Source organism: Poseidonocella sedimentorum (genome assembly GCF_900116005.1).
Taxonomy (GTDB): domain Bacteria; phylum Pseudomonadota; class Alphaproteobacteria; order Rhodobacterales; family Rhodobacteraceae; genus Poseidonocella; species Poseidonocella sedimentorum.
Map to the genome: position 1 here is coordinate 325,721 of NZ_FOYI01000001.1, position 23,079 is coordinate 348,799.

Here is a 23,079-nt window from a genome sequence, read left to right on the forward strand (position 1 = left end):
GACATGAACCGATGATCAAGCACCGTGGATTTCCGGGCCGTCTGCCCGGCTCCGATTTCCAGTTCACCCTGCGCCGCGCAAATCCCAAGGGCGCGACCAGGCTCGTCGCGCGGGAGCGGTTTCGCGATCGCAAACCCGCCGATCGCCGGGCCGACGCGGCCTTCATGGCGGCGCTCTGGGAGCAGTTCGGAGAGGAGCCCTTCGAGCGGGGCAATCTCGATGCGGGGCGGCTCTCATGGCTCTTCGGGCGCGAGGTGATCGCGGCGGAGGATCCGTTTGATCCCGAGAGCTACGAGGCGCTTTTGCGGATCGACGTGGCGCGGGCGCGCGCGAGCTTTCCCGACGCGATGGACGCGCCGGAGGATTGGGGATGATGCCCCGGCCCGCGCCCTTGCCTGAGCGGGTTTGCGCTCACGCCCGGCCCTCCGGCGGCGGGCCGGTTGCGCGGGGCGCGGGCTCTGGCACTCTGCTTTCGCCGCGCGCGGCGGCAGGACCCAACACAGGAGCAGGATCATGGCACATTCGAAACAGATCATCGCGCGGATTGCGCTTTTGGGCGCGCTTGTCGGGCTCGCCGGGTGCGGCGACACGATGGGCGAGCAGCTCATCTACGGCGCGGCCGCTGGCGCCGGCGCAGCCGTGGCCACGGATGGCGACATCGCGACCGGCGCGGTTGTCGGGGCGGGCGCCAACGCGGCCTATTGCCAGACCAATCCCGGCGCCTGCAACTGATGCAGGCTCGGCGGCCCCGGGCCGCCCGAGCGAGACGATTTCGAGACCATCGGGGCCCGCCGCCCCGGTGGTTTTTTTCCGCCCGGCCCGCCGCTGGCGGGGCCCGAGCCAGACGATGCCAGCCGTAGGGGGACGCCCATGTTCAAGAAAATCCTGATCGCCAACAGGGGCGAGATCGCCTGCCGCGTCATCAAGACGGCCCGCAGGATGGGGATCCAGACCGTCGCGGTCTATTCCGATGCCGATCGCAACGCGCTGCATGTGGAGATGGCGGACGAGGCGGTCCACATCGGGCCGGCGCCGGCCAACCAATCCTATATCGTGATCGACAAGATCATGGATGCGATTGCGACAAGCGGGGCCGAAGCGGTCCATCCGGGCTATGGGTTCCTGTCGGAAAACGCGAAATTCGCCGCGGCGCTGGAGGCCGCGGGCGTGGCGTTCATCGGCCCGCCCAAGGGCGCCATCGAGGCGATGGGCGACAAGATCACCTCCAAGAAGATCGCGCAGGAGGCGGGCGTCTCCACCGTGCCGGGCTACATGGGGCTGATTGGCGACGCGGATGAGGCGGTCAAGATCGCGGGCCAGATCGGCTATCCGGTCATGATCAAGGCCAGCGCGGGCGGCGGCGGCAAGGGGATGCGCATCGCGTGGAACGACACGGAGGCGCGCGAGGGGTTCCAGAGCTCCAAGAACGAGGCGGCGGCGAGCTTCGGCGACGACCGGATCTTCATCGAGAAATTCGTGACCCAACCGCGCCACATCGAGATTCAGGTGCTCTGCGACGCGCATGGCAACGGGATCTACCTCGGAGAGCGCGAATGCTCGATCCAGCGGCGCAACCAGAAGGTCGTGGAGGAGGCGCCGAGCCCCTTCCTCGATGAGGAAACGCGCAAGGCCATGGGCGAGCAGGCCGTCGCGCTGGCCAAGGCGGTGGGCTATGCGAGCGCGGGGACGGTGGAGTTCATCGTCGATGGCCACCGGAATTTCTACTTCCTCGAGATGAACACCCGCCTGCAGGTCGAGCACCCGGTGACCGAGCTCATCACCGGCGTTGACCTTGTGGAGCAGATGATCCGCGTGGCCAATGGCGAGCCGCTCACCATGAGCCAGGATGACGTCAAGCTCACCGGCTGGGCGATCGAAAACCGGCTCTATGCCGAGGATCCCTATCGCGGCTTCCTGCCCTCCATCGGGCGGCTCACGCGGTATCGCCCACCGGCGGAACACGCGAGCGAGACGGTGGTGGTGCGCAACGACACGGGCGTCTTCGAGGGCGGCGAAATCTCGATGTACTATGATCCGATGATCGCCAAACTCTGCACCTGGGCGCCGACGCGCGGCGCGGCGATCGAGGCGATGCGCGTGGCGCTCGACCGGTTCGAGGTCGAGGGGATCGGGCATAACCTGCCGTTCCTCGCGGCCGTGATGGACCACCCCAAATTCGTCAGCGGCGACATCACCACGGCCTTCATCGCCGAGGAATATCCCGAGGGGTTCGAGGGGGTGGCGCTGCCCGAGCCCGAGCTCAGGCGCATCGCGGCGGCGGCGGCGGCGATGAACCGCGTGGCCGAGATCCGGCGCACGCGCATCTCCGGCCGGCTCGACAATCACGAGCGTCGCGTCGGCACCGAGTGGAACGTCGCGCTGCAGGGCCAGTCCTTCGATGTGGAGATTGCCGCCGATCACGAAGGCTCGACCGTCGCCTTCGACGATGGCACCGAGCTGCGCGTGAGCGGCGCCTGGGCGCCGGGCGATCAGCTCGCGGACATGATCGTCGACGGCGCGCCGCTGGTGATGAAAGTGGGCAAGGTTTCGGGCGGCTTCGGCATCCGCGCCCGAGGCGCCGCGCTCAAGGTCCATGTGCGCACCCCGCGCCAGGCCGAGCTGGCCCGCCTCATGCCCGAAAAGCAGGCGCCCGATACCTCGCGCCTGCTGCTCTGCCCGATGCCGGGCCTTGTGGTGAAGCTCGATGTGGAGGTCGGGCAGGAGATCCAGGAGGGTCAGCCGCTCTGCACCATCGAGGCGATGAAGATGGAAAACATCCTGCGCGCCGAGCGCAAGGGCGTGGTCGCCAAGGTCAACGCGGGCCCCGGCGACAGCCTCGCGGTCGATGACGTGATCATGGAATTCGAGTGATGGCTCAGCCGCCCGGAGTCGCCTGGTCGGAGGCGGATGTCTCGCGCATCTCGCGTTGCCGCAGCGGCGTCTTGTCGATGCTGCGCGAGATTTCCCGCACGCTCCACGGCAGCGGTTTGCGCAGCAGGATGCTGCCGTCCTTGTCGATCAGCACCATCATGAACCCGCGCGGGCGCAGCGACTGGCGCGCATCGGAACGGGCGGCGGGATCGGTGTCGGTCAGCACCACCACGTCGCGCAGCTCCAGATCGTCGAGCCGTTGGGCGATGAGGTCCATCTGTTCGAGGTATCGCGGATCGGCGGGTGCGTCGGCGAAGACCACCACAAGCCGGTTGACCCAGTGGAACGCGTCCAGCTCCAGATCATATGCCGGGCGGATGACCGGCGGCTCTGTCTCGGCGCTGTCGACCGCGCCCGAAACCGCGCCCGATGGCCCGGCGGTCATGAGCGCGGCGATCAGGCCGCCGATCGCGAGCATGGCGGCGATGGGGTGTGTGAGGCGATTGAGTGACGTCATGGAGGCTCCTGTTCCTACCGATATAGGGGGGCGCGCGCGGAAAGCGAAGCCTCTGGCTGTCGGCGGGGCGGTGGCGGCTGCGAAGAGGGAGAGGCGAGCAGATGGATGAGCATGTGAAACGCTGGCGCGCGCTGGCCGAGGCGGAGCTGCGCGGCAAGCCGGTCGAGGGGCTGACCTGGGAGACGCTGGAGGGCATCGCCGTCAACCCGCTCTACACCGAAGCCGATCTGGAGGGGCTCGACCATCTGGGCGGCATTCCGGGCGAGGCGCCCTTCACCCGGGGCGTCAAGGCAACGATGTATGCTGGCCGGCCCTGGACGATCCGCCAATACGCCGGGTTTTCCACCGCCGAGGAAAGCAACGCGTTTTACCGCAAGGCGCTGGACGCGGGCCAGCAGGGGGTCTCGGTGGCCTTCGATCTGGCCACCCACCGCGGCTATGACAGCGATCATCCCCGCGTGGTGGGCGATGTCGGCAAGGCGGGCGTGGCGATCGATTCCGTGGAGGACATGAAGATCCTCTTCGACGGCATTCCGCTCGACAAGGTCTCGGTCTCGATGACGATGAACGGCGCGGTGATCCCGATCCTGGCGAGTTTCATCGTCGCGGGCGAGGAGCAGGGGCACAGCCGCGCGCTCCTCTCGGGCACCATTCAGAACGACATTCTAAAGGAGTTCATGGTCCGCAACACCTATGTCTATCCGCCCGAGCCCTCGATGCGGATCGTGGCCGATATCATTGCCTATACCAGCCGCGAGATGCCGAAGTTCAACTCGATCTCGATCTCGGGCTACCACATGCAGGAAGCGGGCGCGAACCTCGTGCAGGAGCTCGCCTATACCCTCGCCGACGGGCGCGAATACGTGCGCGCCGCGATTGCCCGGGGGATGGATGTGGACCGCTTCGCGCCGCGGCTGTCGTTCTTCTTTGCCATCGGCATGAACTTTTTCATGGAGGCCGCCAAGCTGCGCGCCGCGCGGCTGCTCTGGGCGCGGATCATGGAGGAATTCGAGCCGAAGAACCCCAAGTCCTCGATGCTGCGGACCCATTGCCAGACATCCGGCGTGAGCTTGCAGGAGCAGGACCCCTACAACAACGTGATCCGCACCGCCTACGAGGCGATGAGCGCGGTCTTGGGCGGGACGCAATCGCTCCACACCAACGCGCTCGACGAGGCCATCGCGCTGCCGACCGAGTTCTCCGCCCGCATCGCCCGCAACACCCAGCTCATCCTGCAGGAGGAGACGGGCGTGACCAACGTGGTCGATCCGCTGGCGGGCTCCTACTATGTCGAGAGCCTGACCGCACAATTGGCCAGCGAGGCGTGGAAACTGATCGAGGAGGTCGAGGAGATGGGCGGCATGACCAAGGCCGTGGCCTCCGGCATGCCCAAGCTCCGGATCGAGGAAACCGCCGCGCGCCGCCAGGCCGGGATCGACCGGGGCTCCGAAGTCGTCGTCGGGGTCAACAAGTACCGCAAGGAGCGCGAAGACCCGATCGACATCCTCGATATCGACAACGCCAAGGTCCGCGAAGCTCAGGTCGCGCGGCTGGCCCGCATCCGGCAAAGCCGCGATGCAGCGGCCTGCGAGGGCGCCCTTGCAGCGCTTGAGCGGGTCGCTTCCACCTCAGAGGGAAACCTGCTCGACGCGGCGGTCGAGGCGGCCCGCGCGCGGGCGAGCGTAGGAGAGATCAGCATGGCGATGGAGAAGGTGTTCGGCCGCCATCGGGCCGAGGTCAAGACCCTCGCGGGCGTCTATGGCAAGGCTTATGAGGGCGATGAGGGCTTTGCCGAGATCCAGAAATCGGTCGAGGATTTCGCCGAGGCCGAGGGGCGCCGGCCGCGGATGCTCGTGGTCAAGATGGGCCAGGACGGCCATGATCGCGGCGCCAAGGTGATCGCGACGGCCTTCGCCGATATCGGCTTTGACGTGGACGTGGGCCCGCTCTTCCAGACCCCGGAGGAGGCCGCGCAGGACGCGGTCGACAATGACGTGCACGTGGTTGGCATCTCGTCCCAGGCCGCCGGCCACAAGACCCTCGCGCCCCAGCTCGTCGCGGCGCTCAAGGCCGCCGGGGCCGAAGACATCCTCGTCATCTGCGGCGGCGTCATCCCGCAGCAGGATTACGCCTTCCTCCAGGACGCCGGGGTCAAGGCGATCTTCGGGCCCGGCACGAACATTCCCGCCGCGGCGCAAGACATCCTGCGTCTGATCCGGGAGGCGCGGGCCTAGGGCCTTCGGCTCCCGCCGAGGGACTGGACCGTCGCCGATACTTGGAATGGCGTGGCAACCGGGTCGGACAGACCGCGCCGGACGGACGGCAGCCCCGCTCACCCCTTCGCAGGCGGGTTCGGGGCTATGGGCCGGGGCTGGATTGATCGCCGCGCGCCGCATATCCCACTCGTTTTTTCTCCGGCCGTTCAGCGCGGCTGCGGCCGGTCTGAGCAGGGTGGCGAAATCCCGCGCCGGAACTGGGCAGGGTCATCTGCCGATCGAAGACGCACTCCCCGCCGTCCGGCAACGCCACGTGGCCCCGCATCCCGCGGAGCGCTTGACGGCGACGGGGATGTCACTCATCAGGCGCGACGTGCGGCACCAACCGGGGCGAGGACCTCTCCCGTTGCCTGTCGCCTCGATTGCGGATGCGCGTGTGGCCGTGGTCCCCGATCAGCGAGCTGATCTGGTCGCCACGGATGGCACGCCGAACGGTTTAAGGAGACTCGGATGATCATCCGGGATGCAGTAGCGGCAGACGCGGCAGAGCTCGCGGCAATCGCCGAGCCCATCGTACGCGAGACCACCATCAGCTTCAGCACCGTGGTCAAGAGCGCGGAAGATTTCGCGCTTGAGATCGCCGAGCGGCAGGAGGCGGGCCGGGCCTTCCTCGTGGCCGAGGATGCGGGGCAGGTGCTGGGCTATGCCACCTATTTCCCGTTTCGCTCCGGGCCCGGCTATGCCCGGACGATGGAACACACGATCCTCCTTGGCCCCGCGGCGCGCGGCCGTGGGGCAGGGCGGGCGCTGATGGACCGGCTGTGCGATCACGCGGCGGCGGCGGGCATCCATATCATGGTCGCGGGCGTCTGCGCCCAAAACGCGCCGGGCCTTGCCTTTCACCGCGCCATCGGCTTCGTCGAGACCGGGAGGATGCCGGAAACCGGCTGGAAATTCGGGCGCTGGCTCGATCTTGTGCTGCTGCAGAAACGGCTCGACGACGGACCTCCGCCCAGCACGCCGCTCTGATCGCCCCGCGCCCATCCGCCCAAGGCTCAAACCGGGGGCTGACAGGCCCGCCCCGAGCGGCTAGGAGATGATCCCATGTCGATCTGGACCCGCATCGCCGACGCGCTCTCCGCCCTGACCCGGGGCGAGGGGCTCTCGGCTGTCTTCGACAGCCTGCGCACCCCGCCCGAACGCTCCGTCGCCTTTGCCATCGCGGTGATCGCGCTCGGGGCCAAGATCGCCAAGGCCGACGGGCTGGTGACGCGCGACGAGGTCGCGGTCTTCCGCGAGATCTTCCACATCCCCGAGGCCGAGGAGGCCAATGCCGCCCGTGTCTTCAACCTCGCGCGGCAGGACGTGGCGGGCTTCGATGTCTATGCCCGGCGCATCGCCGCCATGTTCGGCGATGATCGCGAGACGCTGATCGACCTGATGGAAGGGCTCTTTCACATCGCCATGGCCGACGGGACCTATCACCCCAACGAGAACCGCTTTCTCGAAGAGGTCGCGGGGATTTTCGGCCTCTCGGACCCTGAGTTCAGAGGCTTGCGCGCGCGCTTCGTGCCCGATGCCGAGCCGGATCCCTATTCGGTGCTCGGCGTGACGCCGGACATGGGCCATGACGAGATCCGCGCCGCCTGGCGCCAGCTTGTCCGCGACAGCCATCCCGACCGGATGCTTGCGCGCGGAGTGCCCGAAGAGGCCGTGCGGATCGCCGAAAAACGCATGGTCGCGATCAACCGCGCCTGGGAGGAAATTCGGGACAGCGCCGCGTGATGCGCATCGCCACCTATAACGTGGAATGGTTCACCGATCTGTTCGACACCACGGGCGCGCTGCTGAACGACCGGGAGCTCGGGGGGCGGCGCGGCGTGACGCGCGCCGACCAGATTGCCGCCCTCGTCACCGTGTTCCGCGCGCTCGACGCCGATGCGATCCTGGTGGTGGAGGCCCCTGACGAGGACCGCCGCCGCAGCACCGTGCGCGCGCTGGAGACCTTCGCGGGCTACGCCGGCCTGCGCGCCCGCCGCGCGATCATCGGCTACGCCAACCACACCAAACAGGAGCTCGCGCTGCTCTATGATCCGGACCGGCTGAGCGCGGTGCATGATCCGGTGACCCTCGGCGCGCCCGGGTTCGACGCGAGTTTCGAGGCCGACATCCTGCCCGGCTTTGACGAGCGCGCGGTGCGCTTTTCCAAACCGCCTCTGGAGCTTGCGCTGGAAACGGCGGGCGGGCAGCTGCTGCGGCTCATCGGCGTGCACCTGAAATCCAAGGCCCCCCACGGCGCGCGCAGCGATCGCGAGATCCTGGAACTGGCCGTCTCCAACCGGCTCAAGCAACTGACTCAGGCGACATGGCTGCGCGCGCGGATCGCGGCGCATCTTGCGGCGGGCGAGGCGCTCATCGTCGCGGGCGATCTCAACGACGGGCCGGGGCTCGACGAGTTCGAAACGCTGTTCGGCAAATCCTCTGTCGAGATCGTGCTTGGCGCGGGCACCGAGCACCCGCTGATCGAGCCCAACGCCCAGGCCGCGCTGAGCCAGCCGCAGGGCGCGCGCGCCTCCACCGCGCGATTCTACATTGCCCGCAAACAGGCCTACCTTCAGGCGCTGCTCGATTACGTGATGCTCTCGCCCGATCTGGCCGCGCGCGATGCCCGCTGGCGGATCTGGCATCCCTATGAAGACGAGACCTGCTGGACCACGCCCGATCTGCGCGCGGCGCTGCTGCTGGCCTCGGATCATTTCCCGGTCTCGGTCGATCTCGCCATCGCGTGATTTGCCGCCGGGCGCATTGGCGCGTATCAAGGGTGCCATGAGCCGTTTGCTTGCCCTCCTGTGTTGTCTTGCCCTGCCCGCCACGGCGCAAGAGGCCGATCCGCCCTCGCGGATGGAGGAGGGCGCGCGGCTCTTCTTCGAAGGGTTGATGGAGGAGATGGGCCCGGCGCTCGAGGGCCTGCAGGGGTTCGGCGAGGAGATGGGCCCCGAGATGCGGCGCCTGCTGGACGAGATGGGCCCCGCGCTGCGCGACATTCTGGGCCAGATCGACGATCTGAGCCATTACGCGCCGCCCGAAATGCTGCCCAACGGCGATATCATCCTGCGCCGGCGCGACCCGATGCCGGAAGCCCCCGCGCCCGACTCCGCGCCGGAGCGGGCACCAGAAACCGATCCCGAGGATCAACCGCTGGGCCCCGGTGACAGTATCGAGCTCTGAGCCGCGCGCGCCGAAAGGCCTGCCGCTGAGGCTCATCGCGCTGGTCGCGGTGGCGATGCTGGCCTTTGCGGGCAATTCGCTGCTTAACCGCGTTGCGCTGGCCGAGGGCGCGGCGGGGCCGGGGGCCTTTGCCGCTCTCCGGCTCGGCTCGGGCGCGGCGATGCTGTGGCTTTTGGTGCGGCTGCGCCGGGGCGCGCCGCTGCCGCCCTTGCGCCGCGCGATTGGCCCCGCCGCGGCGCTGGCGCTCTACATGCTCGGATTCTCCTTTGCCTATCTGTGGCTCGATGCCGGGCTCGGCGCGCTGCTGCTCTTCGGCGGGGTCCAGATCACGATGTTCGCCGGAGCGCTCGCCGCCGGGGAGCCCGTGCCCGCCCGCCGCTGGGCCGGGACGGCGCTGGCCTTCGCCGGGCTTTGCGCGCTTTTCTGGCCGGGCGGGGGCGCGACGCCGCCTCTGGCCGGGGTCGGGCTGATGCTCGCGGCGGCGGTGGGCTGGGGGATCTATTCGCTGATCGGACGGCGCTCGGCCGATCCGCTTGGGGCCACGGCCGCCAATTTCCTGCTCGCCGCAGGTGTCGCGCTCTTGCCCGCGCTGCTCTGGCCCGACGGGCTGACCATCCCCGGCGCCGCCCTCGCGCTTGCCTCCGGCATGATCACCTCCGCGCTCGGCTACGCGCTGTGGTATGCCGTGCTGCCGCAACTCCCCGCCGCCGTGGCCGCGCTCGCCCAACTCACCGTGCCGGTCATCGCCATTGTCCTCGGCGCGCTGCTGCTCTCCGAGCCTGTGACCCCGCGCCTGATCGCGGCGTGCCTGCTGGTGCTCGGAGGCGTCGGCTTCGGCGTCTGGTCCCCAAAGCGACGCGAATAGGCGAAGGGGCGACCAGCCCCGAGCCGCGCCCTCCCTCCCCCCGGGAGGGCGCATGGCGATGACAGAAACCGCACAGCCGTCATCCGATGCTTTTGAGATAAACCGCTGACCACAGCCGTTCCAAAGCGCCATCCCGAGGAAGGGCGCGGCTCTCCGGATCGATCAGCGCGCCAAAAGCTCCAACGGATCGTAAAACAGACCCTCACCCCAGGCGACCTCTCCGAGACTGTCCGGCTTGTGCCGCAGCGCGCCAAGCTCGTCGCGAGTCACAAACCGCCGCTCGGTCACCACCCCCTCCGGGTCGCGCCAGGCGTGGTCGATCTCGCCCGCCTCGATCTCGCAGCGGAAAAACACCTCGACCTGATGAAACCCGCTGTCGGGCTCATGATACTCGTTCACCAGACAGGGCGCGCCCACCGACACGCGCAGACCCGTCTCCTCATGGATCTCCCGCGCGAGGTTCTCGGGCAGAGACTGGCCCGGCTCGGCCCCGCCGCCCGGCGCGCACCAAAGATCGCTGCCTTGCCCCGCCGACCACGCGTTGACGATCAGCAACTGGTCATCCTGCATCACGAGACCGCGAACGGCGAGGCGGGGGGAGGCATGGGCGCGCAACATGGGCGCCACTGTGCAGGGGCGCGAGGAGGAGCGCAATCCGCTCTACCGCTCGGGCGCGGGGATGCCTAGATTGGGGCCATGACACCTGCGTCCCTCCTTCTCGCCCTCGCGGCCCTCCTTGCGCCCGCCGCGGCCGTGGCCGACTGCGTCGTGATGCTCCACGGGCTGGCGCGGACCGATGCGTCGTTCTTGCCGATGTCGCTCGCGCTGGAGGCCGAGGGCTACCAGACCGTGACCCCCGACTACCCCTCGACCGAAAAGCCCATCGCCACACTCGCGCGCGAGACGCTCCCGCCGGCCTTTGCCGCCTGCGGCCAAGAGACGGTCCATGTGGTCACCCATTCCATGGGCGGCATCCTCTTGCGCGTCTGGCTGCAGGACAACGCGCCCGAGCGGCTCGGCCGGGTGGTGATGCTCGGCCCGCCAAACCAGGGCTCGGAGCTGGTCGATGCGCTCGGCGAACTGGAGCTGTTCGAGATGATCAACGGCCCCGCGGGCCATGAGCTCGGCACCGGCGCGGACAGCGTCCCGCTGGCGTTGCCGCCGGTCGAGGCCGAGCTCGGCGTCATCGCCGGGTCGCGCTCGCTCAACCCGCTCTACTCGGCGCTGATCGAAGGCGCGGATGACGGCAAGGTCAGCGTCGCGAGCACCCGCGTTGCGGGCATGACCGATCACATCACGCTCCCGGTGACCCACACCTTCATGATGATGAACCCGCTGGTGATCGCCCAGACCGAACATTTCCTGCGCCATGGGACCTTCGATCACGAAATGGGCTTTACCGATCTTCTCGGATTCGGGTCGGACGATCCCGGTTGAGCCTTGCGCCCTACCGCCCCGAGCCGCTAAAGGCGCGGGCATCATGAGCCTGCCGCCCCTTCATATCACCCGCGCGCGCGTGCTGCGCCCCGAGGGCTGGACCGACGCGCCCCTCGGCCTTGCCGGCGGGGTCCTGACCGCCGCCGCCGTGGGCCGCGCGATAGATCTCTCCGGCTACCTCGTCCTTCCCGGTATTGTCGACATCCACGGCGACGGGTTCGAGCGCCACGTGGCCCGGCGCCGCGGCGCGATGATGGACATGGAGGAAGGGCTGCTATCGGCGGCGGCGGAGCTTGCGGTCAACGGCATCACCACGGCGATGCTCGCCCAGTTCTACAGCTGGGAAGGGGGCCTTCGCAGCCCCGATTTCGCCCGCGCCGTCATCGACGCCCACGCCCGGGCCCGCGCCATCGCGATCCCCGATCTGCACCTGCAGCTCCGGGTCGAGACCCACATGCTGGACGACTACCCCGAGATCCTGCGGCTGGTGCGCGACCATGCGATCCGCCAGGTCGTCTTCAACGATCACCTCCCTCATGACCGCCTCGCCGCGGGCCGCACGATCCCGCGCCTTACCGGCACCGCACTCAAGAGCCGCCGCAGCCCCGAGGCGCATCTGGCGCTGATGCAGGCGCTGCACGCGCGCCGCGACGAGGTGCCGGAGGCGGTGAGCGCGCTCGCCCGCGATCTCGCCGGGGCAGGGGCGATCGTCGGCCACCACGATGCGCAGCGCGCGGAGGACGTGGCGTTCTGGGCGCGCGCCGGCGTCAGCCTCGCCGAATTCCCCGAAACCCAAGCCGCCGCGGAGGCCGCGCGCGCGCAGGGCGGCGCGATCGTGCTTGGCGCGCCCAACGTCAATCGCGGCGGCTCGCACAAGGGCAATGCCTCGGCGACCGAGCTGGTCGGGCAGGGGCTCTGCGACGCGCTGGCCTCCGACTATCACTACCCGGCCCCGCGCCGCGCCGTACTGCAACTGGCCGCGCGGGGCATCCTGCCGCTGGAGGCGGCCTGGCCGCTGATCTCCTCCGGTCCCGCCGCGATCCTCGGCTTTGCGGACCGTGGCCGCCTTGCCGCCGGCCTGCGCGCCGATCTCGTGGTGCTCGACGCCGCAACGCATCAGGTCGCCGCCACCATCTCCGGCGGGCGGCTGGCCTACATGGCGGGTGAGGTGGCGGCGCGCTTCGTCGCCTGAGGCCGGTTCACCCGCCGCAAATCGCCTGCAGGCTGAGCCAATCCCCATCGCTCAGGAGCGGCTCCGTCCCCGCCGGCCGGACCGCATCGGCCTCGATCAACTCAAGCACCGTCTCGCCCGAGACGTCCCGGGCATAGGCATAGCCGCGCACCGGGACCTCCGCCGCCGCGAACCGCGCCAGCAGCGCCTCCTCCGAAATCGGCGCCGGCGCCCGGGTGAGCAGATCCTCGGCATAGGCATCGAGGACGGCCCCGCGCAAATCGCCCGTGGTCAGCAACCGCAACGTGGCCAGCGGCCCGGCGAATTCCAGAAGCTCGGCCAGGGGGTCGCGCGCGCCCGCCCGCGCGGCCTCGGCCAGAACATACCCCGCCACCACGTCGGGCTCCTCGTAATCCTCCACCAGCGCGCGGTTGAGCAGGACCGTCCCCCCCGGCAGATGCGTGGCCTCCGCCACCCCGCCGGGCACGACCCGCAGCCGCCGCACGGGGGCCGCCCCCTCGCCGAGCCGCCCCAGAAGCCGCGCCAGCGCCGCATTGGCCCGCGGGCTCTGACAGGCCGGGCCCGCCACGCGGGTGATCCGCTCCGAGAGCGCCCGCCCGATCTGCGCCCGCTTCACATCCGGCACAACGCTCACAGCATGCCAGCTCAGCGCCCCAGGGAGCCACAGCAGCCCGAGCGCCGCGATGACCGCCGCCGTCCCGAGGAAACTCGCCCAGCGAAGCCGCCCGGGATGGGGCCGCCGCCGCCGGACCACGCGCCGCACGGTCTCGATCGCATCGATCATGACCGCCTCGTCCTCGCCAAGCTCAAGCGTCTCGCTGTCATCGCCTTCGGGGTGGTAGATCGCCGGAAACGCGCCGGGGTTGGCCCGCGTCACAGCCGCCAGAGACCAATGCGCCAGCGCGGTCTCCTTCATGTCGCTCATGACCAGCGTCGCCGTGCCGAACGAGACGATCACATCGCGCCGCTGCGCCTCGGGCCCCGCGCGCCAGATGCCGGAAGCCTCCAGCCGTTCGAAACCTTTCAATGCGGTCATGTCGCGTCGCGGGCCTGCCCTGCCTCTTTGGCGTCTCTCTAGCATGGCCGCCCGCTTCCCGGCAACGGCCCGCGGCGCTATGCTCGGCCCATGATCATCTCACCGGGCCGCCGCTACATCTTCATCCACATCCCCAAAACCGGCGGCACCTCGATGGCCCTCGCGCTGGAGGCCCGGGCGATGAAGGACGACATCCTCATCGGCGACACGCCCAAGGCCATCCGCCGCCGCCGCAAGCTCCGCGCCTTCGATCCGGAGAACCGCCTGAGCAAACACGCGCGCCTCGCCGACCTCACCGGCCTGCTGCCGCAAGGCGAGATCGCGGACATGCTGATCTTCACCCTCGTGCGCAACCCGTGGGACCGGCTGGTGAGCTACTACCACTGGCTGCGCCAGCAACGCTTCGACCACCCGGCCCGACGCATCGCCCAGACCCACGACTTCGCCGCCTTTCTCGCGCACCCCAGCATCGCGCGCAGCATCGCCGAAGCCCCCACAAGCGCCTACCTCACAGACGCCGCCGGCCGCGCCGCACCCGCCCTCTGCCTCCGCCTCGAACACCTCACCGAAGACATCGCGCCCCTGTCCGAACACCTCGGCTTCCGCCCCGAAATTCCCCTCACCAACCGCTCCGATCGCCCCAATGACTACCGCGCCTGCTACACCGACGAGACCGCAAACCACGTCGCGCGGCTCTGCGCCGAAGACATCGCCCGCTTCACCTACCGCTTCGACCCCTGACCGCCTCAAACCCGGCCAGCCCCGCCCGCTTCTTCTCTTGAAAAATACTCCGGGGGAGTCCGCCACCGGCGGACGGGGGCAGCGCCCCCAAACTACGGTCACCCAGGCCCAGCCTCAAACGGCATCAGGCAAATCACAGCCTCCAGCGCGCGCGCCGAACGCCGCTCAATATCCGCCGCCGTCGGCGCGGGCAGGCGCCCGACAACCCGGCGAATCTGCAGATCCCCGATGAGCAGCCCAAGGTAGAGTTCCGCCGCCTCGTCCACCTCCGCAAAACCAAGGTGGCCCTGTGCGCGCGCGGCGCGAAATACGTCCTCAAGGATCGGTGCGATCGTCTCTCGCCCTCCCTTGGCAATCGCGTGCCCAAGGTCTCCGGATGGATCGGCCGCCGCGGCCCGGTTCAGCGCCACAGCCCGCGGCCCCGTGAGCATGCCAAGCAGGATCGGCCCGAACGTCCGCAGCGTTGCGAGCGCATCGTCCTCAGCCGAAAGACTCTCCTCCAGCGACGCCCGTGCCTCGCCCACGTTGCGATCCACCAGAGCCATGAACAGCCCAAGCTTGTCGCCGTACCAGTTGTAGAGCGTCTCATTCGACGCCTTAGCCCGCCGCGCGATGGCCAGCATCGAAGCGCCGGCATAGCCCTTTTCCTCAAGAACGGCATAGGCCGCGTCCTCGATCTGCGCCTGACGGCGCCGTTTGGTATCTTCTCGCATCCTGATCTCCGTGCTTGACAGAAACCGTAACCACAATTACGGATTAAAGCAATCGTACAGATAATTACGCTTATGAGGATGCCCATGACCGATAGAAACGACATTCCCTTCGCCGGCCTCGTCACTCTGATCCTCCTGCAGGGGACGATGCTCGCCGCGCTCTTTGCCGGGGTGCCGCCGCACCCGCCGGAGGCCACACCAGCGTTCGGCATCGCGCCGTTCATCGGCGCGGCCATCTCCGCGGCGGCCGCCGCGCTCTGCCTCGGTCCCGCGCGCAGCCGGGCAGGGCGCATCCTCGCCGGGCTCGCTGCGGTCATGGCGCTGGTCTCCTTCGGCCCGCAGAAATACCTCGACCCCCAGATCGCCCTCATCTGGCCTGCGGTCCTCTCCGGCCAGATCGCGGCGCTTGCGATCTTCGCCGCGATCCTGCGCCCCCGGGCCGCCGATCCGCACGCGACGCGCGCCCATGTCGCTTGAGTTCCTGATCGTCTCCGTCGTCCTGGCGCTCATGCCCGGGACGGGGGTGCTCTTCGCCATCTCCTGCGGCCTATCTCAGGGGCGGAGCGGTGCGGTCTGGGGCGCCGTCGCAGGGGCGGTGGGCGTCATTCCGCATCTCATCGCGGCGGGCCTCGGCCTGTCGGCCCTGCTCGTGGCCCACCCACAGGTCTACGGCGGGCTCCGGATCGCCGGCGGGCTCTACCTGCTCTACCTCGCCGGGCGATCCTGGGCCGCGAGCCGCGCCATGCCTGAGGCGCAAGCGGTGACGGCCTCGGGCCTGCGGATCGTGCTACAGGGCGCGCTCATCAACCTGTTGAACCCCAAGCTCACGCTGTTCTTCGTCGCTTTGCTGCCCCAGTTCATCCCGGCCGAGGCGGCGGGCTCCCACGGCCTGATCATCGCGATGGGTGGCGTTCTGGTGGCCGAGACCTTCGCGGTCTTTCTGATCTACGGGCTGCTCGCGGCGGGGCTGCACCACCGCCTCAGCGACAACCCCCGTATCTTTCAACTCTGCAACGAAAGCATCGCGGTGCTCTTCGCCGGGCTGGGAATACGGGTTCTGGCGGGGTCTCGGTGAGACGGGCGCTGCGCTGGATGCGGGTCCTCGCGGCGTCTCGTTCTTCAAAGGCGGCGGATCGAATGACCTGCTCCGCCAGTGTCGGGAGGGGGCAGCGTACGCCACCGCCCCCATCCCAGCGTGCTATCAGGCTGCGGCGTCTTCGGCGCCGAACCGGGCGTAGAAGCTCTGGCCCTTGCCGGCCATTTCCACCAGCAGGGCCGGGGGCGTGAAGCGCGCCCCGTGGGCCTCGGTCAGCTCGGCGCAGCGCTCGGCGGCATAAGGCGTACCGATGATGTCGAGCCAGGCGAACGGCCCCCCGGACCAGGGCGCAAAGCCCCAGCCGAGAATCGCGCCCACGTCACCTTCGCGGATATCCTCAAGAACACCCTCTTCGAGCGCCCGTACCGCTTCCAGCACCTGCGCAAAGAGCAGGCGATGCTGCACCTCGGTGAGCGACGGCTGCGCGTCCGAAACCGGATACTTCGCGGCGAGCCCCTCCCAGAGAAGCCCCCGCTTGCCGGCCTCGTCATAGGCATAGAAGCCCGCGGAGCTCTTGCGCCCAAGGCGCCCCTCATCGGCCATCCAGAACAGCACCTCGTCCACCGCGCCATCGGGATAGGCATCGCCCATCGCCGCGCGGGTCGCCTTGGCGATCTTCACCCCGAGGTCGATCGAGGTCTCGTCCACCAGCTGCAGCGGCCCAAGGGGCATGCCCACAAGCTTCGCCGCGTTCTCGATCAGCGCCGGCTCGACCCCCTCGGCCACCATGCGGATGCCCTCGTTGATATAGGGGATGATGCAGCGGTTGGCGTAGAAGAAGCGCGCGTCGTTGACGACGATCGGCGTCTTGCGGATTTGCCGCACGTAATCGAGCGACTTGGCCACCGCGCGGTTGCCCGTCTCGCGGCCCTTGATGATCTCCACCAGCATCATCTTCTCGACCGGCGAGAAGAAGTGAATGCCGATGAACTGCTCGGGCCGCGCGCTGGCCTTGGCAAGCTCGCTGATCGGCAGGGTGGAGGTGTTGGTGGCAAAGATGCAATCGGGCCCGATCACCGCCTCGACCTTCTTGGTCACCTCGGCCTTGACGCCCACATCCTCGAAGACGGCTTCGATGATGAGATCGCAATCGGCCAGAGCGGCGTAATCGGTCGTCGCCGTGATCTTCGACAAAAGCGCCTCTTTCTTCTCGGCCGTGGTCTTGCCGCGCTTGATGCCCTTGTCGGCAAAACTCTCGGTATAGGCCTTGCCCCGGTCCGCGGCCGCCTGATCCTGATCGAGCAGGACCACGTCGATCCCCGCCTGCGCCGAGACCAGCGCGATCCCCGCGCCCATCATGCCCGCGCCCAGAACGCCGACCTTCTTCACGGTTTCATCCGCGACATCGGGGCGGTTCGCGCCTTTCTCAAGCGCCTGCTTGTTGAGGAAGAGCGAGCGGATCATGGCCGAGGAGGACGGGTCCATCAGGATGGAGACGAAATAGCGCGCCTCGATCTTCAGCGCCGTCTCGAAGGGCACCATCGCCCCCTCGTAGACCGCCGACAGCAGCGCCTTCGCCGCAGGATAAACCCCTTGCGTCTTGCCGTGCACCATGGCCGAAGCGCCGACAAAGGTCATGAACCCCGCCGGGTGATAGGGCGCGCCGCTGGGCATCTTCCAGCCCTTCACGTCCCACGGCTTGACGATATCGGCATCCTTGGCCCCAAGGACCCAGGCCTTCGCCGCCGCGAGCAGCTCATCATGAGCCACGACCTCATCGACAAGCTGCGCCGATTTCGCCGCCTTGGGCGCCATCATGCGCCCCTCCAGCAGGACCGGCGAGGCCGCCATCGCGCCGACCATCCGCGAATAGCGCGTGGTGCCGCCCGCGCCGGGGAAGAGCCCCACGAGGATTTCCGGCAACCCGATCTTGGCTTTGGGATTGTCGGTCATGAAGCGGCGGTGACAGGCGAGCGCGATCTCGGTGCCGATGCCGGCGCAGGTCCCGTTGATCGCGCAAGCCACCGGCTTGCCACCCTTGTTCTTGTCGTCCATGCCCGCGCGCTCGATCTTGCGCAGGATACGGTGGCCGTTCATCGTGAAGTCAAACAGCGCCTTGGCGGGCTCATCACCGGCCTCCGCGCGGATCGACGCCAGCACGTTGAGATCCATCCCGCCCGCGAAATCCTTCTTGGCCGAGGTGATCACGATGCCCTTGACGGCCTCGTCGGCCAGCGCCCGATCGAGATAGCCCTCGACCAGCTCGAAGGCCTCGCGCGTGAGCACGTTCATGCTCTTGCCCGGCACGTCCCATGTGATGACGGCGACGCCCTCGGCATCGACCTCATAGGTAAAATCAGTCATGTCTCTCTCCCGTCTCGGAGGGGTGTCAGGTACGCGGCTCAAACGCGCTCGATGATGGTGGCCGCGCCCATGCCGGACGCGATGCAGAGCGTGGCGAGCCCGGTGCCCTTGCCCGTGCGTTCCAGCTCGTCCAGCAACGTGCCGATGATGATCGCGCCGGTGGCGCCCAGCGGGTGGCCCATGGCGATGGAGCCGCCGTTGACGTTGACCTTGTCGCTGTCCACGTCGAAGGCCTGCATGAAGCGCAAGACGACCGAGGCGAAGGCCTCGTTGACCTCGAAGAGATCAATGTCGGAGATGCTCATGCCGCTGTCGGCGAGGATCTTCTCGGTGACCGGCACGGGGCCGGTGAGCATGATCGTCGGATCGGTGCCGATCTTGGCGGTGGCACGGATGCGCGCGCGCGGCTTCAGCCCGTATTTCTCGCCAAACTCCTTGTTGCCAATGAGAACGGCGGCCGCGCCATCGACGATCCCCGAAGAGTTCCCGGCATGGTGAATATGCTCGATCTTCTCCAGATGCGGGTATTTCATCAGCGCGACCTTGTCGAACCCGGGCATGACCTCGCCCATGTCCTTGAAGGCGGGTTTGAGCCCCCCGAGCGACTGCATGTCCGTCCCGGGGCGCATGTATTCGTCCCGCTCTAGAATCGGCAAGCCGTTGATATCCTTCACGGTAATGACGGAACGGTCAAACCGCCCATCCTCCCAGGCCGCCGCGGCCCGACGCTGGGATTCCATCGCCAGGGCGTCCGCATCGTCGCGCGAAAAGCCGTATTCGGTGGCGATGATATCGGCCGAGATGCCCTGAGGGACGAAGTAGCTCTTCATCGCAAGGCTCGGATCTACCGCGATCGCTGCCCCGTCAGAGCCCATGGCCACCCGGCCCATCATCTCCACGCCGCCGGCGATATAGGCCGAGCCCGCGCCGCCCCTGATCTGGTTGGCCGCGAGGTTGACCGCCTCCATGCCCGAGGCACAGAATCGGTTGATCGCAAGGCCGGGGATACGCTCGTCGAGATCGGAGGCCAGCACGGCGGAGCGCGCCAGGCAGCCGCCCTGTTCGCCGACCTGGGTCACGTTGCCCCAGATCACATCCTCAACCGCGTGGCCATCGAGCCCGTTGCGATCCTTCACCGCGTTCAGCGTCTCGGACGACAGCCGCAGTGAGGTGACCTCATGCAGGCTCCCATCCTTGCGGCCCTTGCCCCGCGGCGTGCGCAGCGCGTCATAGATATAGGCGTCGGTCATATCTTGCTCCTTCTCAGGCCCGGTCGGCAGGACTGCCGGGCATCAACTCGTAAGGGGGCTTCCACCCCGGCGTTTCGGAAATGCGGCCAAGCCAGCGGTCGATATTGGGCCAATCGGCCCGCTCGAACCCGAACGGCTCGGGGTAATACAGGTAGCTGCAACAGGACAGATCGGCATTGGTGAGCCCATCGCCGACGATCCAGTCGCGCCCCTCCAGATGCCCTTCCAGCACCGGATAGACCCCGGCAAGCCGGCTCTGCATGAACCCGATGACATCTCCAGAACGTTTTTCGGCGGGCAGGAAGTTCATGAGGAACCGCGTGACCCCGGCCTGGCTGGAAAGCTTGTGGTTGTCCCACAAGACCCAACGCAAAATCTCGCGCCGCTCCGCCGCATCGCGCCCCCCGAACTTGCTGGTCTTCTCAGAAAGGTAGTCAAGGATCACCCCCGACTGTGTGAGCGTCAGATCGCCATCGATCAACACCGGCGCCTCTCCCATTTCGTTGAGCGTGCCGCGATAGGCATCCCCACGGGTCTCGCCAGAAAAGAAATCGATCTTGACCGGCTCCCAATCGAGCCCGCCAAGCTCAAGCGCGAGCGCCACCTTGTAGGAATGCCCCGATTCCCCGAAACAATGCAGTCTGATCGTCATGCCAGTCTCCTTTGCGATGGTGCGCCCGCTGCCCGGCGGCGGCGCGCGCGGATCTGTGGGAGTGAGTATTTTTGAAGAGAAGAAGCAGGCGGGAAGGTTTTTGTTAAGATGCCCGCGCTCATGATTTGAGGGCGGTACAGGCAGGAGTGCCGATGACCGTAAGAGGAGAAGCCCCGCCGGTCCGCCTCGCCATGGGCCGTCTGGCGGGGTGGACCTTTGACCGCTTCTTCTCTTGAAAAATACTCCCGCCGGAGGCTCGCGAACCCGGCAAATGCGGCAGGCCGGGCGGAGGCGGCGCCTGTTTCACACAGTCCGGTGATGCACGGTATGCCGGTGCGGCAGCGTCCTGACATCCGGCCCTCCCAAGCCTTGTTGTCCTGTCTGTCGAGACGTCGCGCCCAAATGAGGGCGCGACGCAGTGGTCGTCGGCTCAGAAGTTTGCCGCGTCGAGCGCCATGACCGTTTCACCGCCGGATTGGATCCGGGTGAGGTGGGTCGCCGTCAGCGGCAATTGTCGCGCCATGTAGTAGCGGCCGGTGGTGATCTTGGTCTCGTAGAACTCCGTGTCCGAGGCGCCGGACGCGAGCGCGCCTTTGGCGGCCTTGGCCATCTTCGCCCACATGAGCCCGAGGCATACGTGGCCAAAGAGGTGCATGAAGTCGTAGGAGCCGGCGAGCGCGTCGTTGGGGTTTTTCATCCCTTCGGACATGAAGTACATCCCGGCGGCTTGCAGGTCCTTCGACGCGGCTTTGAGCGGGTCGAGGAACTGCGCGTCAAACTCGGCGTCCTGGCCGGCGTTTTCCTTGATGTAGGCCTTTACCATATCGAAGAAGGCCATGATTGCCTTACCGCCGCCCGAGGGCAGTTTGCGCCCCACGAGATCGAGCGATTGCACGCCGTTGGTACCTTCGTAGATCATGGTGATCCGCGCGTCGCGGACGAACTGTTCGAGCCCCCATTCGCGGGTGAAGCCCGAGCCGCCGAGGGTCTGTTGCGCGAGCACGGTGGTTTCGAAGCCCTTGTCGGTCAGGAAGCCTTTCAGCACCGGGGTCAGGAGCGAGATCATCGCCTCGGCGTCCTCGTCGCCCGCGCGGTGGGAGGCGTCGATCATGCTGGCGCCCCAGAAGCAGAAGGCGCGGGCGCCTTCGATGAAGCTCTTCTGGTCCATCAGGTTGCGGCGCACGTCGGGGTGGACGATGATCGGGTCAGCGGGTTTTTCCGGCGCCTTGGTCCCCGTCACGTCGCGGCCCTGGAGACGGTCCAGCGCAAAGCCGAGCGCGTTCTCATAGGCCACCACCCCTTGAGCATAGCCCTGGAGGCCCACGCCGAGGCGGGCTTCGTTCATCATGGTGAACATGGCGCGCATGCCCTTGTGGGGCTCGCCCACGAGGAAGCCCGTCGCGCCGTCGTAGTTCATCACGCAAGTCGCGTTGCCGTGGATGCCCATCTTCTCTTCGAGCCCGCCGCAGGAGAGGCTGTTGCGGTCCCCAAGCGAGCCGTCCTCGTTCACCATGAACTTCGGCACGATGAAGAGCGAGATGCCTTTGACGCCCTCGGGCGCGTCCGGCAGCTTGGCCAGCACGAGGTGGATGATGTTGTCGACCATGTCGTGCTCGCCGGCCGAGATCCAGATCTTCTGGCCGGAGACGGCATAGGTCCCGTCGCCGTTCGGCACGGCCTTGGTGCGGATGAGCCCCAGATCGGTGCCGCAATGCGGCTCGGTGAGGTTCATCGTCCCGCCCCATTCGCAGGAGACCATCTTGGGCAGGTACATCGCCTTCTGCTCGTCCGAGCCGTGGGCGTGGATCGCGTTATAGGCGCCGTGGGTGAGGCCGGCGTACATGTTGAAGGCCATGTTGGCCCCCGAAAACATCTCGCCCACCGCGGTCGACATGACATAGGGCAGGCCCTGGCCGCCGTATTCGGGATCGCAGTCGAGCGCCGTCCAGCCGCCGTCGCGGACCTGATCGAACGCCGCCTTGAAGCCCTCGGGCGTGCGGACCACGCCGTTGTCGAGCGTACAGCCCTGGGCGTCGCCCACCGGGTTGAGGGGGGCGAGCACGCCCGAGGCGATCTTGCCGGCCTCGTCGAGCACCGCGCCGGTGAACTCCGCGTCAAGCTCGTCATAGCCCGGGATGGGCTGCTGCGAGATGTTCAGCACCTCGTGCAGGACGAATTGCATATCCTTGGTGGGCGGGGTGTAGCTCGGCATCAAAGTCTCTCCCTTAGACGTAACGTCGCTCGTTTTTGTCGCCCCTCCGCCCCCTTGGGCAGGGCTGCGGATCGGCGTGGCTGGCGCGTGGGGGCCTTGGGGCCCCTCGGCCGGTGTTGCGTGGCGCCGGGGCGCCGTTATTCCGCCGCGTCGCGCGGGGCGAGGGCGCTCTCGGCCCAGCTCAGCTGATCCTTCAGCTCGCCGATCGCCTCGTTCAACTCATCGCGCTGAGCCTCCATCGCGGAGAGCCGTTCGCGGGCCAGCTCGTAGGATTTGCGCAGCTGCAAATGCTGCTGGCCTTCCATATCATACATGTCGAGGAGCTGGCGGATTTCCTCGAGGCTGAACCCGAAGCGCTTGCCGCGCAGGATCAGCTTGAGCCGCGCGCGATCGCGCCGGGTGAAAAGGCGCTTGGTGCCAACCCGGACGGGCGCGAGAAGCTCCTTGGCTTCATAGAACCGCAAGGTGCGCGCCGTGACGTCAAAGGCGTCACACATCTGGCGGATGGTCATCAAATCGTCGGTCATAACTCACTACTCCGGTCTTGGATGTACCGGCTGCATCTGTCGTGTTGAGAGGGCTGATACAAGGGAGATGACGTTGACGTAAGCGAGACGTCGCGTCAGAACCAGCCCAGCTTCAAGGATATTTTGCGCACGCCGGCAAACACGCAATTTCCTTACCTAGGGGAATGTGCTTAACGGGGAATAAACCAGCGCCCTCGGGCCCGGTTCAGGCAGCGCAAGGCG

General features: G+C 67.7%; 23 protein-coding genes. 14 read left to right on the forward strand and 9 right to left on the reverse strand.

Annotation, left to right across the window (positions count from 1 at the left end):
* Positions 1-11 precede the first annotated feature (11 nt).
* From BM353_RS01555 to BM353_RS01565, 3 genes are all read left to right on the forward strand, one after another.
* The gene (locus BM353_RS01555) at positions 12-374 is read left to right on the forward strand and encodes a hypothetical protein (protein WP_092075913.1); all 363 of its coding nucleotides are present in this window, start codon (positions 12-14) and stop codon (positions 372-374) included.
* Between the two features lie 139 nt (positions 375-513).
* Entirely contained in the window at positions 514-732 is a 219-nt protein-coding gene (locus BM353_RS01560) for a hypothetical protein (RefSeq protein ID WP_092075915.1), read from the forward strand.
* Positions 733-870: 138 nt separating this feature from the next.
* A complete protein-coding gene (locus BM353_RS01565) occupies positions 871-2,871 on the forward strand; it encodes an acetyl-CoA carboxylase biotin carboxylase subunit (protein ID WP_092075917.1) in 2,001 nt (666 codons plus the stop codon).
* Between the two features lie 4 nt (positions 2,872-2,875).
* On the opposite strand, the gene BM353_RS01570 is transcribed toward BM353_RS01565, so the two are convergent.
* A complete protein-coding gene (locus tag BM353_RS01570; protein WP_245759537.1) occupies positions 2,876-3,316 on the reverse strand; it encodes a DUF4174 domain-containing protein in 441 nt (146 codons plus the stop codon).
* A 173-nt stretch (positions 3,317-3,489) separates the two neighbouring features.
* Here BM353_RS01570 and scpA point away from each other — a divergent pair, with 173 nt between their 5' ends.
* The 6 genes from scpA (at position 3,490) to BM353_RS01600 (ending at position 9,697) form a co-directional block, all read left to right on the forward strand.
* Positions 3,490-5,622: a methylmalonyl-CoA mutase gene (scpA, locus tag BM353_RS01575; RefSeq protein WP_092075921.1), complete on the forward strand. Its 2,133-nt coding sequence runs from the start codon at positions 3,490-3,492 to the stop codon at positions 5,620-5,622.
* Between the two features lie 492 nt (positions 5,623-6,114).
* Positions 6,115-6,633, forward strand: a complete 519-nt coding sequence (locus tag BM353_RS01580; RefSeq protein WP_092075923.1) for a GNAT family N-acetyltransferase — start codon at positions 6,115-6,117, stop codon at positions 6,631-6,633.
* A 75-nt stretch (positions 6,634-6,708) separates the two neighbouring features.
* The gene (locus BM353_RS01585; RefSeq protein WP_092075925.1) at positions 6,709-7,389 is read left to right on the forward strand and encodes a TerB family tellurite resistance protein; all 681 of its coding nucleotides are present in this window, start codon (positions 6,709-6,711) and stop codon (positions 7,387-7,389) included.
* The gene (locus tag BM353_RS01590) at positions 7,389-8,393 is read left to right on the forward strand and encodes an endonuclease/exonuclease/phosphatase family protein (RefSeq protein WP_092075927.1); all 1,005 of its coding nucleotides are present in this window, start codon (positions 7,389-7,391) and stop codon (positions 8,391-8,393) included. Before BM353_RS01585 ends, BM353_RS01590 begins: the two co-directional genes overlap by 1 nt.
* A 37-nt stretch (positions 8,394-8,430) precedes the next feature.
* Positions 8,431-8,832, forward strand: a complete 402-nt coding sequence (locus BM353_RS01595) for a hypothetical protein (RefSeq protein WP_092075929.1) — start codon at positions 8,431-8,433, stop codon at positions 8,830-8,832.
* Positions 8,813-9,697: a DMT family transporter gene (locus tag BM353_RS01600; protein ID WP_245759523.1), complete on the forward strand. Its 885-nt coding sequence runs from the start codon at positions 8,813-8,815 to the stop codon at positions 9,695-9,697. The genes BM353_RS01595 and BM353_RS01600 overlap by 20 nt, the downstream gene beginning before the upstream one ends.
* Before the next feature lie 162 nt (positions 9,698-9,859).
* Here BM353_RS01600 and BM353_RS01605 read toward each other — a convergent pair whose 3' ends face one another.
* Positions 9,860-10,315 carry an NUDIX domain-containing protein gene (locus tag BM353_RS01605; RefSeq protein WP_092075931.1) on the reverse strand — a complete coding sequence of 152 codons (456 nt, stop codon included), beginning with the start codon at positions 10,313-10,315 and terminating at the stop codon, positions 9,860-9,862.
* A 78-nt stretch (positions 10,316-10,393) separates the two neighbouring features.
* Between BM353_RS01605 and BM353_RS01610 the strand changes: the two genes are divergently transcribed.
* Both BM353_RS01610 and BM353_RS01615 read left to right on the forward strand, forming a co-directional pair.
* Complete coding sequence (locus tag BM353_RS01610; protein WP_092075933.1) at positions 10,394-11,134, forward strand: alpha/beta hydrolase; 741 nt, start codon at positions 10,394-10,396, stop codon at positions 11,132-11,134.
* 43 nt (positions 11,135-11,177) lie between these two features.
* Positions 11,178-12,326 carry an alpha-D-ribose 1-methylphosphonate 5-triphosphate diphosphatase gene (locus BM353_RS01615; RefSeq protein WP_092075935.1) on the forward strand — a complete coding sequence of 383 codons (1,149 nt, stop codon included), beginning with the start codon at positions 11,178-11,180 and terminating at the stop codon, positions 12,324-12,326.
* Between the two features lie 7 nt (positions 12,327-12,333).
* Here the strand turns inward: BM353_RS01615 and BM353_RS01620 are convergent, their stop codons facing one another.
* Positions 12,334-13,362, reverse strand: coding sequence for a hypothetical protein (locus BM353_RS01620; protein WP_092075937.1), 1,029 nt, complete (start codon positions 13,360-13,362; stop codon positions 12,334-12,336).
* 90 nt (positions 13,363-13,452) lie between these two features.
* On the opposite strand from BM353_RS01620, the gene BM353_RS01625 reads away from it, so the two are divergent.
* Positions 13,453-14,103, forward strand: coding sequence for a sulfotransferase family 2 domain-containing protein (locus BM353_RS01625; RefSeq protein WP_092075939.1), 651 nt, complete (start codon positions 13,453-13,455; stop codon positions 14,101-14,103).
* A gap of 98 nt (positions 14,104-14,201) precedes the next feature.
* Here BM353_RS01625 and BM353_RS01630 read toward each other — a convergent pair whose 3' ends face one another.
* Positions 14,202-14,816: a TetR/AcrR family transcriptional regulator gene (locus tag BM353_RS01630; RefSeq protein ID WP_092075940.1), complete on the reverse strand. Its 615-nt coding sequence runs from the start codon at positions 14,814-14,816 to the stop codon at positions 14,202-14,204.
* 84 nt (positions 14,817-14,900) lie between these two features.
* On the opposite strand from BM353_RS01630, the gene BM353_RS01635 reads away from it, so the two are divergent.
* Complete coding sequence (locus BM353_RS01635; protein WP_245759524.1) at positions 14,901-15,293, forward strand: hypothetical protein; 393 nt, start codon at positions 14,901-14,903, stop codon at positions 15,291-15,293.
* Complete coding sequence (locus BM353_RS01640; protein WP_092075944.1) at positions 15,283-15,891, forward strand: LysE family translocator; 609 nt, start codon at positions 15,283-15,285, stop codon at positions 15,889-15,891. Before BM353_RS01635 ends, BM353_RS01640 begins: the two co-directional genes overlap by 11 nt.
* A gap of 126 nt (positions 15,892-16,017) precedes the next feature.
* Here the strand turns inward: BM353_RS01640 and BM353_RS01645 are convergent, their stop codons facing one another.
* From BM353_RS01645 to BM353_RS01665, 5 genes are all read right to left on the reverse strand, one after another.
* A complete protein-coding gene (locus BM353_RS01645) occupies positions 16,018-18,216 on the reverse strand; it encodes a 3-hydroxyacyl-CoA dehydrogenase NAD-binding domain-containing protein (protein WP_092075946.1) in 2,199 nt (732 codons plus the stop codon).
* Positions 18,217-18,254: 38 nt separating this feature from the next.
* On the reverse strand, positions 18,255-19,466 hold the full coding sequence (locus tag BM353_RS01650) for an acetyl-CoA C-acetyltransferase (RefSeq protein WP_092075948.1): 1,212 nt from the start codon (positions 19,464-19,466) through the stop codon (positions 18,255-18,257).
* Between the two features lie 13 nt (positions 19,467-19,479).
* The gene (locus BM353_RS01655) at positions 19,480-20,118 is read right to left on the reverse strand and encodes a glutathione S-transferase family protein (RefSeq protein WP_092075950.1); all 639 of its coding nucleotides are present in this window, start codon (positions 20,116-20,118) and stop codon (positions 19,480-19,482) included.
* Positions 20,119-20,548: 430 nt separating this feature from the next.
* Positions 20,549-22,330, reverse strand: a complete 1,782-nt coding sequence (locus BM353_RS01660; protein ID WP_092075952.1) for an acyl-CoA dehydrogenase C-terminal domain-containing protein — start codon at positions 22,328-22,330, stop codon at positions 20,549-20,551.
* 137 nt (positions 22,331-22,467) lie between these two features.
* Entirely contained in the window at positions 22,468-22,857 is a 390-nt protein-coding gene (locus BM353_RS01665) for a MerR family transcriptional regulator (RefSeq protein ID WP_092075954.1), read from the reverse strand.
* Between the last annotated feature and the right edge of the window lie 222 nt (positions 22,858-23,079).

What these genes read in the sequence shown, in the direction of transcription:
- BM353_RS01660 (WP_092075952.1), bottom strand. Translation starts at nt 22,330, where the DNA reads ATGCCGAGCTACACCCCGCCCACCAAGGATATGCAATTCGTCCTGCAC.
- BM353_RS01620 (WP_092075937.1), bottom strand. Translation starts at nt 13,362, where the DNA reads ATGACCGCATTGAAAGGTTTCGAACGGCTGGAGGCTTCCGGCATCTGG.
- BM353_RS01630 (WP_092075940.1), bottom strand. Translation starts at nt 14,816, where the DNA reads ATGCGAGAAGATACCAAACGGCGCCGTCAGGCGCAGATCGAGGACGCG.
- BM353_RS01585 (WP_092075925.1), top strand. Translation starts at nt 6,709, where the DNA reads ATGTCGATCTGGACCCGCATCGCCGACGCGCTCTCCGCCCTGACCCGG.
- BM353_RS01595 (WP_092075929.1), top strand. Translation starts at nt 8,431, where the DNA reads ATGAGCCGTTTGCTTGCCCTCCTGTGTTGTCTTGCCCTGCCCGCCACG.
- BM353_RS01645 (WP_092075946.1), bottom strand. Translation starts at nt 18,216, where the DNA reads ATGACTGATTTTACCTATGAGGTCGATGCCGAGGGCGTCGCCGTCATC.
- BM353_RS01580 (WP_092075923.1), top strand. Translation starts at nt 6,115, where the DNA reads ATGATCATCCGGGATGCAGTAGCGGCAGACGCGGCAGAGCTCGCGGCA.
- BM353_RS01640 (WP_092075944.1), top strand. Translation starts at nt 15,283, where the DNA reads ATGTCGCTTGAGTTCCTGATCGTCTCCGTCGTCCTGGCGCTCATGCCC.
- BM353_RS01605 (WP_092075931.1), bottom strand. Translation starts at nt 10,315, where the DNA reads ATGTTGCGCGCCCATGCCTCCCCCCGCCTCGCCGTTCGCGGTCTCGTG.
- BM353_RS01565 (WP_092075917.1), top strand. Translation starts at nt 871, where the DNA reads ATGTTCAAGAAAATCCTGATCGCCAACAGGGGCGAGATCGCCTGCCGC.
- BM353_RS01615 (WP_092075935.1), top strand. Translation starts at nt 11,178, where the DNA reads ATGAGCCTGCCGCCCCTTCATATCACCCGCGCGCGCGTGCTGCGCCCC.
- BM353_RS01635 (WP_245759524.1), top strand. Translation starts at nt 14,901, where the DNA reads ATGACCGATAGAAACGACATTCCCTTCGCCGGCCTCGTCACTCTGATC.
- BM353_RS01650 (WP_092075948.1), bottom strand. Translation starts at nt 19,466, where the DNA reads ATGACCGACGCCTATATCTATGACGCGCTGCGCACGCCGCGGGGCAAG.
- BM353_RS01570 (WP_245759537.1), bottom strand. Translation starts at nt 3,316, where the DNA reads ATGACCGCCGGGCCATCGGGCGCGGTTTCGGGCGCGGTCGACAGCGCC.
- BM353_RS01665 (WP_092075954.1), bottom strand. Translation starts at nt 22,857, where the DNA reads ATGACCGACGATTTGATGACCATCCGCCAGATGTGTGACGCCTTTGAC.
- BM353_RS01610 (WP_092075933.1), top strand. Translation starts at nt 10,394, where the DNA reads ATGACACCTGCGTCCCTCCTTCTCGCCCTCGCGGCCCTCCTTGCGCCC.
- BM353_RS01560 (WP_092075915.1), top strand. Translation starts at nt 514, where the DNA reads ATGGCACATTCGAAACAGATCATCGCGCGGATTGCGCTTTTGGGCGCG.
- scpA (WP_092075921.1), top strand. Translation starts at nt 3,490, where the DNA reads ATGGATGAGCATGTGAAACGCTGGCGCGCGCTGGCCGAGGCGGAGCTG.
- BM353_RS01625 (WP_092075939.1), top strand. Translation starts at nt 13,453, where the DNA reads ATGATCATCTCACCGGGCCGCCGCTACATCTTCATCCACATCCCCAAA.
- BM353_RS01655 (WP_092075950.1), bottom strand. Translation starts at nt 20,118, where the DNA reads ATGACGATCAGACTGCATTGTTTCGGGGAATCGGGGCATTCCTACAAG.
- BM353_RS01555 (WP_092075913.1), top strand. Translation starts at nt 12, where the DNA reads ATGATCAAGCACCGTGGATTTCCGGGCCGTCTGCCCGGCTCCGATTTC.
- BM353_RS01590 (WP_092075927.1), top strand. Translation starts at nt 7,389, where the DNA reads ATGCGCATCGCCACCTATAACGTGGAATGGTTCACCGATCTGTTCGAC.